Source organism: Streptomyces sp. M-16 (assembly GCF_052114405.1).
Classification (GTDB): Bacteria; Actinomycetota; Actinomycetes; order Streptomycetales; family Streptomycetaceae; genus Streptomyces.
In genome coordinates, this window is sequence record NZ_JBFRER010000032.1 from 41,014 (window position 1) to 57,428 (window position 16,415).

Sequence of the window (16,415 nt, forward strand, 5' to 3'; positions counted from 1 at the left end):
GGGCTCCGTCCGGGAAGGCTCCGTCAGGGTGTGCCGCATCAGAAGAGGAAGTATCTCTGTGCCATGGGCAGTTCCGTCGCGGGCGCCGGTTCCACGGCCTCCCCGTCGATGGTGACGGTGAAGGTGTCGGCGTCGACCTCGACCCGGGGCATGGCGTCGTTGTTGCGCATGTCCGCCTTGCCCACCTTGCGCGTGTTCTCGATGGCCACGAACTGCTTGCCCAGACCGAGCCGTTCGGGCAGCGCGTCGTCGAGCGCGGCCTGCGCGGTGAAGTTGATCGAGTTCAGTCCGGGTGCGCTCCCGATGCTGCCGAACATGGGGCGGGGCAGGACCGGCTGCGGGGTGGGGATGGAGGCGTTGGCGTCGCCCATCTGCGCGTAGGCGATCTGACCGCCCTTGACGACGACCTCGGGCTTGACTCCGAAGAACGCCGGCGTCCACAGCACCAGGTCGGCGAGCTTGCCCACCTCGACCGATCCGACCTCGCGGGAGAGGCCCTGGGCCACGGCGGGGTTGATCGTGTACTTGGCGACGTAGCGGCGGGCCCGGTGGTTGTCGGCGGGGCCGTCACCGGGCAGGAAGCCGCGTCGCTTCTTCATCACGTGCGCGGTCTGCCAGGTCCGCATCACGACCTCGCCGACCCGGCCCATGGCCTGGGAGTCGGAGGAGATGATGGAGATGGCTCCGAGGTCGTGCAGCACGTCTTCGGCGGCGATGGTGGACGGCCGGATCCGGGACTCGGCGAAGGCGAGGTCCTCGGGGACGGCCGGGTTGAGGTGGTGGCAGACCATCAGCATGTCGAGGTGTTCCTCGACGGTGTTGACGGTGTGCGGCCGGGTGGGATTGGTGGAGCTGGGCAGGATGTTCGGCTCGGAGACCACGGTGATGATGTCGGGCGCGTGCCCGCCGCCCGCGCCCTCGGTGTGGTACGAGTGGATCGTCCGGCCGGCGATGGCCGCGAGGGTGTCGCCCACGAACCCGGCCTCGTTGAGGGTGTCGGTGTGGATCGCGACCTGCGCGCCGGTCTCGTCGGCGACGCTCAGGCAGGCGTCGATGACGGCGGGGGTGGCCCCCCAGTCCTCGTGGATCTTGAACCCGAGGGCGCCGCCGCGCAGCTGGGAGTGCATGCCCTCGCGGGACATGGTGTTGCCCTTGCCGAGCAGGCCGATGTTGACCGGGTAGGCCTCCAGCGCCGCGAACATGCGGGCCAGGTGCCAGGGTCCGGGGGTGACGGTGGTGGCCTTGGAGCCCTCGGCAGGGCCGGTGCCGCCGCCGACGAGGGTGGTGATGCCGGAGGCGAGGGCCTCGTCGATCACGGTCGGCGAGATGAAGTGGACGTGGGTGTCGATGGCGCCCGCGGTGACGATCTTCCCGTTGCCCGCGATGATCTCGGTCTCGGGGCCGATGACGAGCGCGGGCTCCACCCCGTCCATGGTGTCGGGGTTGCCCGCCTTGCCGATGCCGCAGATCCGGCCGTCGCGGATGCCGACGTCGGCCTTGACGATGCCCCAGTGGTCGAGGATCACGACGCCGGTGATCACCGTGTCGGGGGCGCCCTCGGCGCGGGTCGTGCGGGCCTGTCCCATGGACTCGCGGATGACCTTGCCGCCGCCGAAGACGGCCTCGTCACCGGAGTTGCCGGGTCCGCCGCTGAGGTCCTGCTCGATCTCTACGAAGAGGTCGGTGTCCGCGAGCCGGATCCGGTCGCCCTTCGTCGGCCCGAAGAGGTCGGCGTACTGCCGACGCGAGATCTCAGCCATCGAGCGGCCCTCCGGTCTCTCCACGCAGTCCCGGTACGGTGCGCAGCCCGCCCAGCGGTACGAGCTCCACGGCGACGGGGATGCCGGGCTCGAAGCGGACGGCGGTGCCGGCGGCGATGTTCAGGCGCAGGCCGTGGGCCGCCCGGCGGTCGAAGTCGAGGCCGGGGTTGGCCTCGGCGAAGTGGTAGTGGGAGCCGACCTGGACGGGCCGGTCGGCAGAGTTGAGCACGGTGAGGCGGGTGACGGGGCGGCCCTCGTTCAGGCGCACCGGACCGTCCCCGAAGGCGATTTCGCCGGGGATCATCTGGTCGCTCCCGTTCAGACGATGGGGTCGTGGACGGTGACGAGCTTGGTGCCGTCCGGGAACGTGGCCTCGACCTGGACGTCGTGGATCATCTCGGGGATGCCCTCCATGACCTGGGCGCGGGTGAGCACGGTGCGGCCGGAGGCCATCAGCTCGGCCACGGTCCGCCCGTCACGGGCGCCTTCGAGGATGTGCGAGGTGATGAGCGCGACGGCCTCGGGATGGTTCAGGAGGACCCCGCGCGACCTGCGCTTCTCGGCCACGTCCGCCGCCACGTGGATCATGAGTCTTTCTTGTTCGTGCGGTGTCAATTGCACCTGATACCACCAAGCTTCCGGGACATGATCAACATCGCGCCGCAGTGACCGTACCGGCCTTCAACACTCTGTTGACCTGTGCATATCCATGCCAAGCATGTCTTGCCCAACGCAGAGAGAGGCTTTCCGTCCCGATCACCGGCCCTTTACCGGCCCATGGCTGTTCGTTGGCGGAGGAGCCCGGTGCCTCACGTTAGGGCCCGCACTTTTCCGCCGAGTTAACCCACGTTTCCGGAAGGCACCCGGTTCACCTGTCCGGACCCGCGGTTGCGCGGCCGCCGTATACGACGGCGGGCCGGGAAGGGATGCGGGTCAGCAGCCGGGGGCGGTCCGCGCGGGGGCTCCGGCCGGCCAGGGGAGGGTGATCCACACGGTCTTCCCCCCGTCCTCGGTCGGGCTGACCGAGAGCCTGCCGCCCGCCTCCGCCGCCAGCCAGCGGATGATGACCATCCCGCGGCCGTTGTCCTGCTGCACGGCGGCGGGCAGCCGCCTGGGCCAGCGCGGGTGGCTGTCGGTGACGCCGACGCGCAGCCACTCCTCGCGCTCCAGGCGGACGTCGACGGTGAAGGTCGGGGACTGGCCGAAGGTGTGCTGGACCGAGTTGGTCGCGAGCTCCGAGACGATCAGCCGGACGGTGTCGGCGGTCTCCGCGTCCTCGGGAAGTCCCCATTCGCCGAGCACCTGCGCGACGTACCGGCGGGCGGCGGCGACCGAGACCGGATCGCTCGGCAGAGTGACGGATGCTTCCAGCTGATCTGCCATGGCGACGTCCCTTTCCCACCGGGACGGAACCGCCCCGGATCTACGCTGAGCGCCAGAGTGCCACCCATCGTGCCGCCGTTTCCGCCGATCCCCCAAGATATGCATATATCTGTCGCTCAATGCGGTGAACTCTGCTACGGAAGAGCGTATTTGGACGGCAGACCGGCACGGGACGTGCCGGTGGAAGGAGAGCCGGTATGCAGCACGGTCCCGCGGTGCGTCGGCGCAAGCTCGGCGAGGAGTTGCGCGCCCTCCGCGACCGCTCCGGACTCACCAGTGGCGAGGTGGCCCGGATCGTCGGATGGCACCAGTCGAAAATCAGCCGCATCGAAACGGGCCGCAGCGGCGTGAAGTCGGCGGACATCCGGCTCCTGCTCGACGCCTACGGGGAGGTGGTGGGTCCGCAGCAGCGCGCCCTGCTGGAGGCCCTGAGTGCCTCGGCGGCCGGCCCCTCGGCGCACGGGGACGCCGTGCGCGGACGGCAGTGGTGGCACGACTACCGGGGCCTGCTCCCGCAGGAGTACCGCGACTTCATCAGCCTGGAGGCGGGAGCCCGCGCGGCCCGTACGGTGGAACTCTCCGTCGTACCCGGCCTGTTGCAGACCACGGAATACGCGCGGGCCGTGACCCGGGCCGCGCTGGGCGGGCTGCCGGAGCCGAAGGTGGACGCGCTGGTCGACGTACGGCTGGCCCGGCAGGCCGTGCTGCGGTCGGATCCGCCCCTGGAGCTGAGCGCCGTCCTGGACGAGGCGGTGCTGCGGCGGCAGATCGGGGGGCCGGGTGTGATGCGGGAGCAGCTGAGGCATCTGGTGGAGGTGGCCCGGCTGCCCCAAGTGCGCTTGCAGGTACTGCCGTTCACCGTGGGGGGTCATCTCGGCCTGACGGGCCCCTTCGTCATTTTCTCATTTCCGAACATCGCCGATCTGGATGTGGTGGTACTCGACCATTTGACGAGTAGCCTCTATCTGGAGCGGAAGGAAGACCTGGAGGCCTACGGCGCCGCGTTCCGCACCATCCAGGCACACGCCCTCCCGCCCCGTGACTCGTCGGATCTCATCAGCTCACTCGCTGACGACGCGTAAGGAGGCACCCCCCGTGTCCGCAACCCCCTTATCCACCAGCGGACTTCTGAACAGTGCGCGGTGGCGGCGGAGCAGCCGCAGCACCGGAATGAACAACTGCGTGGAAGCGGCCGCCCTCACCGGCGGTCTGCTGGCCGTCCGCGACTCCAAGCGGACGGACGGCCCGGCCGTGCTCTTCACCGGGCCGGCCTGGGACGGCTTCCTCGCCTCGGTCCGGGCGGACCTGCACGACCCGGTCGCACCGGGCCGCTGACGCCTACCGGTCCGTGGCTCCGGCCGGAGCGGTCCCCAGGACCGTCCCGACGGCCCGGACGATCTCGTCCCCCGTGAGATCGGCCCGAGCGGTCAGCCGCAGCCGGGAAATGCCGTCCGGCACCGACGGCGGACGGAAGCACCCCACGGACAGACCTGCCTCGCGGCAGTCGGCGGCCCAGCGCAGTGCCGCCGAAGCCGACGGGGCCCGCACCGACACCACGGCCGCGTCCGGCCGGGCCGCGGTCAGGCCGGACGCGGTGAGCCGCTCGTACAGCTCGGCGGCCACGTCCCGGACCCGGGCCGCGCGCTCCGGTTCGCGCCGGAGCAGGCGCAGGCTCGCCAGTGCGGCGCCGGCGGCGGCCGGGGCCAGCCCGGTGTCGAAGATGAAGGCGCGCGCGGTGTTGACCAGGTGCCGGATGACCTTGGCCGGGCCCAGTACCGCCCCGCCCTGGCTGCCCAGCGACTTCGAGAGGGTCATCGTCGCGACCACGCCGGGCGCGCCCGCCAGCCCCGCGGCGTGCAGGGCGCCCCGGCCCCCCTCGCCGAGCACCCCCAGACCGTGCGCGTCGTCCACCACCAGGGCGGCGCCCTCGGCCCGGCAGGCCCCGGCGTACGCGGCGAGCGGGGCGGCGTCCCCGTCCACCGAGAAGACCGAGTCGGTGACGAGCAGGGCGCGCCCGCCGTGGGCGGCGAGGGTCTTGCGGACGGGTTCCGGATCGCTGTGCGGGGTGACCGCGACCTCGGCGCGCGAGAGCCGACAGCCGTCGACGATCGAGGCGTGGTTCCCGGCGTCGGAGACCACCAGCGTGCCGCGCTCGCTCAGCGCCGTCACGGCGGCGAGGTTCGCGGCATATCCGGAGGAAAGCACCAGAGCCGCCTCGAAACCGGTGAAATCGGCGAGTTCCCGTTCGAGTTCGGTGTGCAACTCCGTGGTGCCCGTGACCAGGCGGGATCCGGTGGCGCCGGCGCCCCAGCGTTCGGCGGCCTCGCACGCCCCGCGCACGGTCTCGGGATGCCGGGACAGACCCAGGTAGTCGTTGCTCGCCAGGTCCAGCAGGGGCGAGGAGGCGGGCCTCGGGCGCAGCGTCCGCACCAGCCCCGCCCGCTCTCGGGCCCGCTCCGCGCCGTCGATCCAGGCGAAGACGTCCTCGGGTTGCGGGGTGTGCTGCGTCATCGGCGGTCCTCGTGTTTTGTCGGCAGTCGACAGATCTGCTCGACCCTAGCCGTCGCGACCCGAGGGACTGGTGTGGCGATCCACACACTCCCTTCAGGCCATGTTGTCCGATCTCTCCTTGGCCGGGAGTGCTCGCGTGGTCCAGGATCGGGCCCATGGACCTGCTGAACACCCTGGTGGAAAAGGGACTGCGGCGCGAGCTGCCGACCCGTGAAGAGGCGCTCGCCGTGCTGGCGACCTCCGACGACGAACTGCTCGACGTGGTGGCCGCTGCCGGCAAGGTGCGCCGCCAGTGGTTCGGGCGCCGCGTCAAGCTGAACTACCTGGTCAACCTGAAGTCGGGGCTCTGCCCCGAGGACTGCTCGTACTGCTCGCAGCGGCTCGGCTCGAAGGCCGAGATCCTCAAGTACACGTGGCTGAAGCCCGAGGAGGCCTCCCAGGCCGCCGCCGCGGGCGTCGCCGGCGGCGCCAAGCGGGTCTGCCTGGTGGCCAGCGGACGCGGCCCGACGGACCGCGACGTGGACCGCGTCGGCAAGACCATCGCGGCCATCAAGGAGCAGAACGAGGGCGTCGAGGTGTGCGCCTGTCTGGGTCTGCTCTCCGACGGGCAGGCCGAGAAACTGCGCGACGCGGGTGCGGATGCCTACAACCACAACCTCAACACGTCCGAGGCCACGTACGGCGCGATCACCAAGACGCACACCTACGCGGACCGTGTCGATACGGTGCAGAAGGCGCACGCGGCCGGCCTGTCGGCCTGCTCCGGCCTGATCGCCGGCATGGGCGAGAGCGACGAGGACCTGGTCGACGTCGTCTACTCGCTGCGCGAGCTGGACCCCGACTCGGTGCCGGTCAACTTCCTGATCCCCTTCGAGGGCACCCCGCTCGCCAAGGAGTGGAACCTCACCCCGCAGCGCGCCCTGCGGATCCTGGCGATGGTCCGCTTCGTCTGCCCCGACGTCGAGGTCCGCCTCGCCGGCGGTCGCGAGGTGCACCTGCGTTCGATGCAGCCGCTGGCCCTGCACCTGGTCAACTCGATCTTCCTCGGCGACTACCTCACCAGCGAGGGCCAGGCCGGCCAGGCCGACCTCGACATGATCGCGGACGCCGGATTCGAGGTGGAGGGCGCCGGTACGTCGACCCTGCCCGCGCACCGCTCCGACGTCACCGCCGGCGGGGGCTGCGGCTCCCACGCGGGCGGCGCCTCCGTCTGCGGTTCGGGCGGCCCGGCCGACGCGGCCGAGGGCGGCTGCGGTTCGGCGTGCGGCGGCTGTTCCGGACACGCCGACGAGGCGCCCGCCCAGGCCCCCGCCCAGGCGGAGGCGGGCGAGGTCCGCCCCGACCTCGTCGCGGTGCGCCGCCGCGGTGCGGGGACGGAGCTCGCGCCCAATGCGTGACCCGTTCCCCCTGCACGACCCGCTCGACCGGATGTCCGAGACCGCGCAGCTGATCGACCTGGACCGGCAGCACGTCTGGCACCCGTACGGCCCGATGCCCGGGCGGCAGGAGAACCTGGTCGTCTCCTCCGCCTCGGGCGTCCGGCTGCGGCTCGCCGCCCCCGCGCAGGGACAGGAGGAGCTGGTCGACGGCATGTCCTCCTGGTGGTCGGCGATCCACGGCTACAACCACCCGGTGCTGAACGAGGCGGCGACGGCCCAGCTCGGCCGGATGTCGCACGTGATGTTCGGCGGGCTCACCCACGAGCCCGCCGTCCGGCTGGCCGAGAAGCTCGTCGAGATCACCCCGGCCGGACTGGAGCACGTCTTCCTGGCCGACTCGGGCTCGGTGTCCGTCGAGGTCGCCGTCAAGATGAGCCTGCAGTACTGGCGTTCGCTCGGCCGCACCGGCAAGACCCGGCTGCTGACCTGGCGCGGCGGCTACCACGGCGACACCTGGCAGCCGATGGCCGTGTGCGATCCCGACGGCGGCATGCACGAGCTGTGGCAGGGCCACCTGCCCCGGCAGGTGTTCGCCGACGCTCCGCCCGGGGACTTCGACACCCCCGTGGACCCGGCGTACGCCGACCACCTGCGCACCCTGATCGCCGCCCACGCGGACGAGCTGGCCGCGGTGATCGTCGAGCCGGTGGTCCAGGGCGCGGGCGGCATGCGCTTCCACAACCCGGGCTACCTGCGGGTGCTGCGCGAGCTGTGCGACGAGTACGGGGTCCTGCTGATCCTGGACGAGATCGCGACGGGCTTCGGCCGCACCGGCGTGCTCTTCGCCGCCGACCACGCGGGGATCACCCCGGACGTGATGTGCCTCGGCAAGTCGCTGACCGGCGGCTACCTCACCCTCGCGGCCACCCTCTGCACCCGGCGGGTCGCCGACGGGATCTCCCAGGGCGAGGTGCCGGTGCTCGCGCACGGCCCGACCTTCATGGGCAACCCCCTCGCCACGGCGGTGGCGCTCGCCTCGATCGACCTGCTGCTCGGGCAGGACTGGGCGGGCGAGGTCAAGCGGATCGAGGCGGGGCTGCGCGAGGGGCTCGAAGGGGCCCGCGCGCTTCCCGGGGTCCGGGACGTACGGGTGCTGGGCGCGCTCGGAGCGGTCCAGCTCGACCACCCCGTCGACGTGTGGGCCGCCACCCGGGCGGCGGTCCGGGAGGGCGTCTGGGTGCGGCCGTTCCGCGACCTGATCTACGTGATGCCGCCCTACGTCACCGGCGACGCCGATCTGGCGCGGATCTGCCGGGCCGTCCTCGCAGCCGCTCGGGAAGGCTGACATGCCCGTACTCGTCGTGTCCGGAACGGGCACCGAAATCGGCAAGACCGTGGTCACCTCGGCGATCGCGGCGGCCGCCGCGGCCGCCGGGCGTTCGGTCGCGGTCCTCAAGCCGGCGCAGACCGGCGTCGGCCCCGGGGAGCCGGGGGACGCCGCCGAGGCCGTCCGCCTGGCCGGCCCGGCCGTCACCGCGCTTGAGCTGGTCCGCTACCCCGAGCCCCTGGCGCCGGACACCGCCGCGCGGCGCTCCGGGCTGGCGACGCTCGCCCCCGCCGCCATCGCGGAGGCGGCCTCGCGGCTCGCCGCCGACCACGACCTCGTCCTCGTGGAGGGCGCGGGCGGGCTGCTCGTGCGCTTCGACGAGAAGGGCCACACCCTGGCCGACGCGGCGCGGCTGCTGGCGGCCCCGGTACTGGTCGTCGCCCCGGCGGGACTCGGGACGCTGAACTCCACCGCCCTGACGGCGGAGGCCCTGCGCGCCCGGGACCTGAGCCCGTTCGGGGTGGTGGTCGGCAGCTGGCCCGCCACGCCCGACCTGGCGGCCCGCTGCAACCTCGCCGACCTGCCCGACGTGTCGGGGATCCCGCTGCTGGGGGCCGTCCCGGAGGGGTCCGGCGCTCTGGAACCCGCCGCGTTCCGTACGGCCGCCCCCGGCTGGCTGGCCCCCCGCCTGCACGGCACCTGGTCGGCGGAGTCCTTCCTGGCGGAGTGGCCGGCCTGACTCCCGGTCGGCGCGGCCGGCCCGGTGGAGGAGCCCGGTGATCTGCCCGTCTCACCGGGAGCGGACCTCCGGAGGGGAGGCGTGGCCGCCGAAGGCGGGGGGCCGTGGCCCCCGCCCACGGCCCCGCCGCCGGGCTCTCCCCCGCGTCCAGGACCGTCGCGCCGGCGACGGGGTGCCCGGTGACGGGCACCCCGGCCGCCGCCTCCGCGTCCACCCCGACGTCGGGACCGGCGCGGGGACGCCGGTAGCCGCCGGCCGCGCGCGGGCGGGGAATCCGTGCGCGCTGAGCGCGGTGGACGGGGGCGGGCGTCGGCGGGTGCGGACCCGCCGGGCGGGCCGGTTCCCATCCCCCGGTCCGATCATCGGGGCGGGCGGGAGGGCGCACCCGTCCCGGTCGGCGTCGGGCCGTCGTCAGTGGCCGCCCTTCGGTTCGCGGCAGCCGCCCTCCGCGTACGGCCCGTGGGCCTCGACCCGCGCCGGGGTGCCGGCCGTCCCCTCTACGCAGGGGCCGCTCCCGGGGATCCACAGGGCGAAGCCGGGGCCCGTTCCGCCGGCCCCGTCGACCACGTCACCGGGGCCGACCGGGTACCCGAGGCCCCGGAGCAGCCCGGTCAGATCGGCGGCGGTACCCGGCGGCTTGCCGGCGAGCGCCGACCTGATCCGCGCCGCATGGGCGTCCCCCCGGCACGTGCCCTCGGCGGACAGCCCGGCCTGTTGCCGGTAGCCGTGGTTCTCCGCGTACTTGCGCGCCTCCGGGTCCGCCGGCAGCTCCCGCTCCGCGGGCGCCGAGGCGGGGGCACCCGACCCGGCCCCGGCGCAGCGCGCCGCCACCTCGGCGAAGAACACCTCCGGGCCGGGCGGGGCCGCCGCCTTCGGGCGCTCCGCCGGGGCCGCCTCGCAGCCGGTCAGCAGCAGCGCGCCGGCGGCCAGCAACCCGGCGGCCGTGAGCGGGACACGGGTGGTGCGGGATGTCACGTGGTCTCCCCTTCCTCGCGGGCGCCGCCCCCAAGTGCGCTGCCCGGACTGCCGATTATCACCTCACGCCCCGCAGGCACCCGCGGCCGTGCTCCCGGACCGGGCTCCCGGCCGTGCTCACGGACCGTGCTCACGGACCGTGCTCACGGCAGCGGTTCCCGGCATTCCGGTTTCACCGCGCGCCGGGACGGGGAACCTGCCCGGCAGGGCACGCGCACCCGTGTCCGCCCCCGAGCCGCGCCAGGAGGTCCGCCGTRCCGCCCGCACCTCCCCCCGATCCGGTCCACCACCCGCACTTCGCCCGGTTCTACGCCCGCGCCAGCACCGCCGCCGAGACCCGCATGGGCATGGGCGTCCTGCGCCGGGAGCTCCTGCACGGGGTCTCCGGCCGCGTCATCGAGATCGGCGCGGGCAACGGCCTGAACTTCGCGCACTATCCCCGTGCCGTCTCCGAGGTCGTCGCGGTCGAACCGGAGCGCACCCTGCGACGCCTCGCGGCCGCGGCGGCGCTGCGCGCCGAGGTACCGGTGGACCTCGTACCGGGGGTCGCGGAGGCCCTTCCGGTGAAGAGCGAGGCCTTCGACGCCGCCGTGGCCTCCCTGGTGCTGTGCACCGTACGCAACCTCCCCCGCGCCCTCGCGGAGCTCCACCGGGTGCTGCGGCCCGAAGCGGAGCTGCGGTTCCTGGAACACGGGCTCGCCCCCGGTCCCGGTATGGCCGCCGTCCAGCGGACGCTCGACCGGACCGTGTGGCCCCGCCTCTTCGGCGGTTGCCACACCGCCCGCGACCCGCTCGCCGCGATCGAGGCGGCCGGCTTCCGGATCGTCTCGCACCGCTCCTTCCGCCTGCCCGAACGCGGCCCGGCCCTGCCCACCTCCTACTGCGTCATCGGCACGGCCCGTCGCTCCCGCGACTGACCGCCCCCTCCCCCGGCGGGTCCGCGAACCCGGCCGCCAGCAGGTCGCGGAGCCAGCGGTGTCCCGGGTCGGCCGCGTTGCGGGGGTGCCAGGCCATCCCGATGTCGAGCGGGGCCAGGTCGAGCGGGATGGGGAAGGTCCGCAGGCCCAGTGCGGAGATCGTGTCGGTGAGCCAGTCCGCCGGCGTGAGCGCGACGAGGTCGCTGTCGCGGGCGAGCGGCATCGCGCTCGTGTGGCTGGGCACGATCACCGCGGTCCGGCGCCGCAGCCCGAGTTCCGCGAGCGCGCCGTCGATGGGTCCCACGCGCTTGCCGAGCCGGGAGATGCCGATGTGGTCGGCAGCGGCGAAGCTGCGGGCGTCGATCCGCCGTTCGAACAGGGGGTGACCGCTGCGGGCGACCCCGACCAGCCGCATCCGGGTGAGGGGCCGGGTCAGGATCTCGGGGTCCAGGTGCCCGAGGACACCGAGTTCGACGTCCACCCGGCCCTGCCGCAGCCCGGGGCCGCCTTCCACCGACTCCGGAAGGAAGACCACGTCCACGTTCGGGGCCTCCGCGTGGATGCGGTCGGTCAGCGCCCCCGCCAGCCCCACCAGGAGCAGGTCGGTGGCCTGCACGGTGAAGGTGCGGTGGAGGTGCGCGGGGTCGAAACCGGCCCCGGGGCGCAGGACGTTGTCGCATCCTCGGAGCAACGCCCGTACCTCCTCGCGGAGTTCCAGGGCGCGTGGGGTCGGGACCAGACCCTGGCCCGCCCGGACCAGCAGGGGATCGCCCACGGTGCGGCGGAGCCGGGCCAGGGTGCGGCTGACCGCGGCGGGCGAGGTACCCAGCCGCTCCGCGGCGCGGGTCACGCTGTGCTCCTGTAGCAAGGCGTCCAGCACCCGCAGCAAATTGAGATCCATGACCGCTCCTGAGCTGCATTTTTACGCCTGGGTCAACTATGGGATGCCGATCCTTGCATGGCTGTGGAGGCCTTCGGTGCCCAGAGTGGGAGGGGCCGCGAGAACACGCGGCGTCACCCCCTTCTCCTCCTTCCTCAGGGATCCTCCATGCAGCAGTTCCCGCGCGCCGGCCGGGCCGGCGACGTCCTCGCCGTGGTCAGCCAGAGCGGACCGACGGTCTCGTTCTTCGACGCCGCCTCCGACCGGCACCTCGGCTCGGTGGAAGTCCTCGCCGAGCCCCACGAGTTGTGCTTCGACCCCACGGAGCGCCTGCTGTGGTGCACCACCGCGTACCGTTCGGGCTACTACCACGCGAACGGCGGCCGGCGCACCGAACTGACCGTCATCGACCCCGACACCCGCCGGATCGTCGAGGTCGTCGACCTCGCCCCGGAACACGGTCCGCACGGCCTGGCACTGGACCCGGCCCGCCGGCTCCTCTACGTCAGCGTCGAGGGCTCGGCGGACCGGCCCGGCGGCGTGGTGGTCGTCGACACCCGGACCCGCCGGCCGGTCGGCAGGATCGACACCGACGCGCCCGGTCCGCACTGGTTCGCAATCGACCCGGCGGGCAGGACGGGTTACGCCACCAACAAGGAGGCGCCGTTCGTGTCGATCGTCGACCTCGAACGGGGCGTCCTCACCGGCAAGGCCGAAGTGCCGGGCAGCGAGGGCCTGGCCGTCTCCGCCGACGGCACGCACGCCTTCGTCGCCGCGCCCTACGCCGGTTCCTTCTCCACCGCCGAGGAGCGGCCGGCCCCGGGCATCCGGGTGGTCGACGCCCGGACGGCGTCCGTCGTCGACACCCTGCCCACGCGCGACGTGGTCCTCCCGGTGCACCTGACGTCGAGGGGGAAACTGCTCGCGGGCGAGCTGTGCATGACCCCCGACCCGAACTCCCGGCTCGGCAGCCACGCCCCCGGCCGTCTCACGGTCTTCTGCGCCGGAACCCGCGAGCGGCTCGGCGAGGTGGAGGTCGGGCACTTCCCGCTGACCATCACCTCCTCGCCGGACGGCCGGATCGCATACGTGGCCTGCGTGATCTCGTCCACCGTCGACATCGTCGACCTGGAGACGCTGGGGACCCTGGCCCGGCTGGACATCGCCAGACTCGCCGAACCCGGCGCCCACGGCCTGGCCTACGTCCCCCGCCCCTCCTGACCCACCCGCACTCACCGGACACTGAGGAGCGGGGCACGGGGAGGGCGCCCGCCACCTCCGACGAAGTCAGCCCGCCGTGACCACCGTGACCACCGCGCCCGGCGGGACGCGCCGGTCACGGCGTACTGCCCCTGGACGCGCGCGTTCACCCGCCCGGCGGATCCGGGTCCCGGTTCACCCGGCCGCCGGCCTTCCGACTCCCCGCCGGGACGGGGCCCGCCCCCGAGCGGAGCCGGCACGGAAGCCCCTCCTCACCCCTGCGCGAACGGCTTCACCCACCGGCGCCAGCGGTCCTCGCGCTCATAGCCGGCCGCCGCCCACATCCGGTGTGCCCGCTCGTTCGCCTCCAGGACCATCGCGTCACCGCGCCGGCCCCCGACCGCGACGAAGCGCAGCTCGGCCGCCTCCAGCAGCGCCGAAGCGATCCCCTGGCGGCGGCGGGCGGGCAGTACGGCGAGCCGGTACAGGGAAGCCCGCCATCCGTCCCAGCCGGCGATCACGGAGCCGACGAGGACCCCGTCGGACTCCGCGAGGATCAGGGCCTGCGGGTCACGGGTGATGAGCCGGGTCACGCCGTCCACGTCGTCCGTGATCGAGGTGCCCTCGGCCGCCTCCTTCCAGAAGGCGAGCACGTTCTCGGCATCGGCCGCGGCGGCGGTACGTATCCGGAATTCGGTCATGATCGGGAGCCAAGCACGCCCCACCGGCGCCCCGCCACCGACTTCCACCCCGCGAGACGCGGCCGGGAACGGACGGACCACCCGCGCCCGCTCGGCCAAAAGAGCGACGCTTTACCTTTGCCCTTCCTTTACCATGTGGGAAACGGTCCCGGTTCGACGAAGACGAAAGGTGTGAGCGTCCGCCCATGGGCGAGCCTCCCAGTCCCCGACATCCCCGTACGCGACATCGCGCGGCCCCCCTCCTCCTGACTGATCATGGGACGGAGGTGAACGTCCGATGACCGAAGTGCTCCTGCTCGTCGTGGCCCTGCTGCTCTGCCTTGCCTGCGGAGTCTTCGTCGCGGCCGAGTTCTCGCTGACCACGGTCGAGCGCAGCGAGCTCGAACGCGCCGTCGAGCGCGGCGAGCGGGGTGCCGACAGCGCCCTGGCCGCCGTCCGCAGCCTGACCTTCCAGCTCTCCGGCGCCCAGCTCGGCATCACGGTGACCGGCCTGGTCATCGGCATGATCTCCAAGCCCTCGATCGCCGCCCTGCTCCAGGGGCCCTTCGAGGCCATGGGGCTCTCGGCCGCCGCCGCCTCCTCCACGGCCCTGGTACTGGGCACCGCCCTGTCGACCGTGGTGCTGATGGTCGTCGGCGAGCTGGTGCCCAAGAACTGGGCCATCTCCTCCCCGCTGGCCATCGCCAAGCGCGTCGCCACCGCGCAGCGGGTCTTCAGCCGCGCCTTCAAGCCCCTGATCAGCCACCTCAACACCACGGCCAACCACATGGTCCGACGGTTCGGCATGGAACCCGCCGAGGAGCTGGCCTCCGCGCGCAGCCCCCAGGAGCTGGTGGCCCTGGCCCGGCACTCCGCGAAGGCGGGCGCGCTGGAGAAGGACACCGCCGAGCTGTTCGTGCGGACCCTGAACCTGGCCGACCTCACCGCGGAGAACGTGATGACCCCGCGCGTGCAGGTGACCGCCCTCGACGTCCAGACCACCGCCGAGGACGTGGCCAACGCGACCATGGCCACCGGCCTGTCGCGCTTCCCCGTCTACCGGGGCAGCCTCGACACCGTCGTCGGCACCGTCCACATCAAGGACGTGCTCGCGCTGCCCGCCGCGGAGCGGCACCGCCATCCCGTCTCGCAGCTGCTGCGCGAGCCCCTCCTCGTACCGGAGTCCCTGACGGTGGACCGGCTGCTGGACCGGCTCTCCGGCAAGCAGACCATGGCCGTCGTGATCGACGAATACGGGGGCACGGCGGGGGTGGCCACGCTGGAGGACATCGTCGAGGAGGTCGTCGGCGAGGTACGCGACGAGCACGACCCGCACGAGACCTCCGACCTGGCCCCCGCCGGTACGGACGAGTCCGGCCGGGCCCTGTACTCCGCCGACGGCGCCGCACGCACCGATCAGCTCCGGCTGATCGGCCTGCGCGTCCCGGACGGCCCGTACGAAACCCTGGCCGGACTGATAGCCACCGAACTCGGCCGGATCCCGGCCGTCGGGGACAGCCTGGAACTGGACGGCTGGCGCCTGGACGTGGTGGACGCCGGCGGGCGCCGAGCCGCCCGCGTGCTGCTGCACGCACCGGGTGGAGCCGCCGGTGACGAGCCTACGGAGGGGGCCCGATGACCGTCGTCCAGCTGCTGATCGGCCTGGCGACCCTGGTCGTCAACGCCTTCTTCGTCGGCGCGGAGTTCGCGCTGATCTCGGTCCGGCGCAGCCAGATCGAGCCGTACGCCGAGCAGGGCGACCGACGCGCCCGCGCCGTGCTGTGGGGCCTGGAACACGTGTCGGCGATGATGGCGGCGGCCCAGCTGGGCATCACCCTGTGCACCCTGGTGCTGGGCGTGGTGGCCGAGCCCGCCATCGCACACCTGCTGACCCCGCTCTTCGACCTCGTCGGGGTGCCCTCCGGGCTGACGCACGCGATCTCCTTCGTGATCGCGCTGGCGCTGGCGACGTACCTGCACATGCTGTTCGGGGAAATGCTGCCGAAGAACGTGGCGCTGTCCGAGCCGGTGCGCACCGCGCTGCTGCTGGGCCCGCCGCTGGTGGCCGTGACCCGTGCGCTGAAGCCGGTGATCTTCGCGATCAACGCCTTCGCCAACGCGCTGCTGCGGCTGCTGCGGGTGGAGGTGAAGGACGAGGTCGCGGCGACGTTCTCGGACGACGAGCTGGCCCGGATCGTCAAGGACTCCAGTGCCGCGGGGCTCATCGACGACCGGGCGAGCGAGCGGCTGTACGACGCTCTGGAGCTGGGTCGACGCCCGGTCACCGATGTGGTGCTGCCGGTGGACCGGGTGGTCACGGCGCGGCTGGGCATCACGGCGGACGGGCTGGAGCTGCTGTCGGCCGAGTCGGGGTACTCACGTTTCCCCGTGATCGACGAGCAGCGCCGGATCCTGGGCTACCTGCACGTCAAGGACGCCCTCGACGTGGTGGAGCGGGACGAACCGTTCCCGGAGTCCGAGCTTCGCTCCATCGCGCAGGTGCGGGCGGAGACCCCGCTGGACGACGTGCTCACCGCCATGCGGCGCAGCCGTACGCACCTGGCGGCCGTCCTCGGGGCGGACGGGGCCATGACGGGCCTGGTGACGATGGAGGACGTGCTGCGCGAGCTGTTCGGCCGGCCCGCGTCCGCCTGACGCCCGCGC

The 16,415-nt window shown here is 73.1% G+C and carries 17 protein-coding genes; 9 read left to right on the forward strand and 8 right to left on the reverse strand.

The genetic code is table 11. The features are described from left to right. Positions 1–38: 38 nt before the first annotated feature. From AB4039_RS17170 to AB4039_RS17185, 4 genes are all read right to left on the reverse strand, one after another. On the reverse strand, positions 39–1,760 hold the full coding sequence (locus AB4039_RS17170) for an urease subunit alpha (protein WP_266837492.1): 1,722 nt from the start codon (positions 1,758–1,760) through the stop codon (positions 39–41). Beyond that, complete coding sequence (locus AB4039_RS17175) at positions 1,753–2,064, reverse strand: urease subunit beta (protein WP_280919856.1); 312 nt, start codon at positions 2,062–2,064, stop codon at positions 1,753–1,755. Before AB4039_RS17175 ends, AB4039_RS17170 begins: the two co-directional genes overlap by 8 nt. Positions 2,065–2,078: 14 nt before the next feature. Beyond that, positions 2,079–2,381, reverse strand: a complete 303-nt coding sequence (locus AB4039_RS17180; protein ID WP_100661014.1) for an urease subunit gamma — start codon at positions 2,379–2,381, stop codon at positions 2,079–2,081. Positions 2,382–2,693: 312 nt separating this feature from the next. Beyond that, a complete protein-coding gene (locus tag AB4039_RS17185; RefSeq protein WP_266837497.1) occupies positions 2,694–3,143 on the reverse strand; it encodes an ATP-binding protein in 450 nt (149 codons plus the stop codon). A gap of 197 nt (positions 3,144–3,340) precedes the next feature. Between AB4039_RS17185 and AB4039_RS17190 the strand changes: the two genes are divergently transcribed. Together AB4039_RS17190 and AB4039_RS17195 are read left to right on the forward strand one after the other, a co-directional pair. After that, a complete protein-coding gene (locus tag AB4039_RS17190; RefSeq protein WP_442271120.1) occupies positions 3,341–4,225 on the forward strand; it encodes a helix-turn-helix domain-containing protein in 885 nt (294 codons plus the stop codon). 13 nt (positions 4,226–4,238) lie between these two features. Then, entirely contained in the window at positions 4,239–4,478 is a 240-nt protein-coding gene (locus tag AB4039_RS17195) for a DUF397 domain-containing protein (protein ID WP_266837501.1), read from the forward strand. 3 nt (positions 4,479–4,481) lie between these two features. Here the strand turns inward: AB4039_RS17195 and AB4039_RS17200 are convergent, their stop codons facing one another. Beyond that, positions 4,482–5,654 carry an 8-amino-7-oxononanoate synthase gene (locus tag AB4039_RS17200; RefSeq protein WP_266837503.1) on the reverse strand — a complete coding sequence of 391 codons (1,173 nt, stop codon included), beginning with the start codon at positions 5,652–5,654 and terminating at the stop codon, positions 4,482–4,484. A 155-nt stretch (positions 5,655–5,809) separates the two neighbouring features. Here AB4039_RS17200 and bioB point away from each other — a divergent pair, with 155 nt between their 5' ends. From bioB to bioD, 3 genes are read left to right on the forward strand one after another with little or no spacing between them, the layout of a single operon-like run. Further along, positions 5,810–7,051, forward strand: coding sequence for a biotin synthase BioB (bioB, locus tag AB4039_RS17205; protein WP_442271121.1), 1,242 nt, complete (start codon positions 5,810–5,812; stop codon positions 7,049–7,051). After that, the gene (locus AB4039_RS17210) at positions 7,044–8,378 is read left to right on the forward strand and encodes an adenosylmethionine--8-amino-7-oxononanoate transaminase (protein ID WP_266837508.1); all 1,335 of its coding nucleotides are present in this window, start codon (positions 7,044–7,046) and stop codon (positions 8,376–8,378) included. The genes bioB and AB4039_RS17210 overlap by 8 nt, the downstream gene beginning before the upstream one ends. 1 nt (position 8,379) lies before the next feature. Continuing rightward, entirely contained in the window at positions 8,380–9,099 is a 720-nt protein-coding gene (gene bioD, locus AB4039_RS17215; RefSeq protein WP_266837510.1) for a dethiobiotin synthase, read from the forward strand. A 411-nt stretch (positions 9,100–9,510) separates the two neighbouring features. On the opposite strand, the gene AB4039_RS17220 is transcribed toward bioD, so the two are convergent. Next, positions 9,511–10,074: a hypothetical protein gene (locus AB4039_RS17220; protein ID WP_442271122.1), complete on the reverse strand. Its 564-nt coding sequence runs from the start codon at positions 10,072–10,074 to the stop codon at positions 9,511–9,513. Positions 10,075–10,415: 341 nt separating this feature from the next. Between AB4039_RS17220 and AB4039_RS17225 the strand changes: the two genes are divergently transcribed. Then, the gene (locus tag AB4039_RS17225; RefSeq protein WP_442271123.1) at positions 10,416–10,991 is read left to right on the forward strand and encodes a class I SAM-dependent methyltransferase; all 576 of its coding nucleotides are present in this window, start codon (positions 10,416–10,418) and stop codon (positions 10,989–10,991) included. Here the strand turns inward: AB4039_RS17225 and AB4039_RS17230 are convergent. Then, positions 10,960–11,892: a LysR family transcriptional regulator gene (locus tag AB4039_RS17230; RefSeq protein WP_442271124.1), complete on the reverse strand. Its 933-nt coding sequence runs from the start codon at positions 11,890–11,892 to the stop codon at positions 10,960–10,962. The two genes, AB4039_RS17225 and AB4039_RS17230, sit on opposite strands and share 32 nt — an antisense overlap. A 147-nt stretch (positions 11,893–12,039) precedes the next feature. Between AB4039_RS17230 and AB4039_RS17235 the strand changes: the two genes are divergently transcribed. Next, positions 12,040–13,092, forward strand: coding sequence for a YncE family protein (locus tag AB4039_RS17235; protein ID WP_266837518.1), 1,053 nt, complete (start codon positions 12,040–12,042; stop codon positions 13,090–13,092). A 251-nt stretch (positions 13,093–13,343) separates the two neighbouring features. On the opposite strand, the gene AB4039_RS17240 is transcribed toward AB4039_RS17235, so the two are convergent. Beyond that, complete coding sequence (locus AB4039_RS17240) at positions 13,344–13,772, reverse strand: GNAT family N-acetyltransferase (protein ID WP_442271125.1); 429 nt, start codon at positions 13,770–13,772, stop codon at positions 13,344–13,346. Between the two features lie 277 nt (positions 13,773–14,049). Between AB4039_RS17240 and AB4039_RS17245 the strand changes: the two genes are divergently transcribed. Then, complete coding sequence (locus AB4039_RS17245) at positions 14,050–15,390, forward strand: hemolysin family protein (RefSeq protein WP_442271126.1); 1,341 nt, start codon at positions 14,050–14,052, stop codon at positions 15,388–15,390. Beyond that, complete coding sequence (locus tag AB4039_RS17250; RefSeq protein ID WP_266837524.1) at positions 15,387–16,406, forward strand: hemolysin family protein; 1,020 nt, start codon at positions 15,387–15,389, stop codon at positions 16,404–16,406. The genes AB4039_RS17245 and AB4039_RS17250 overlap by 4 nt, the downstream gene beginning before the upstream one ends. Positions 16,407–16,415: the final 9 nt, after the last annotated feature.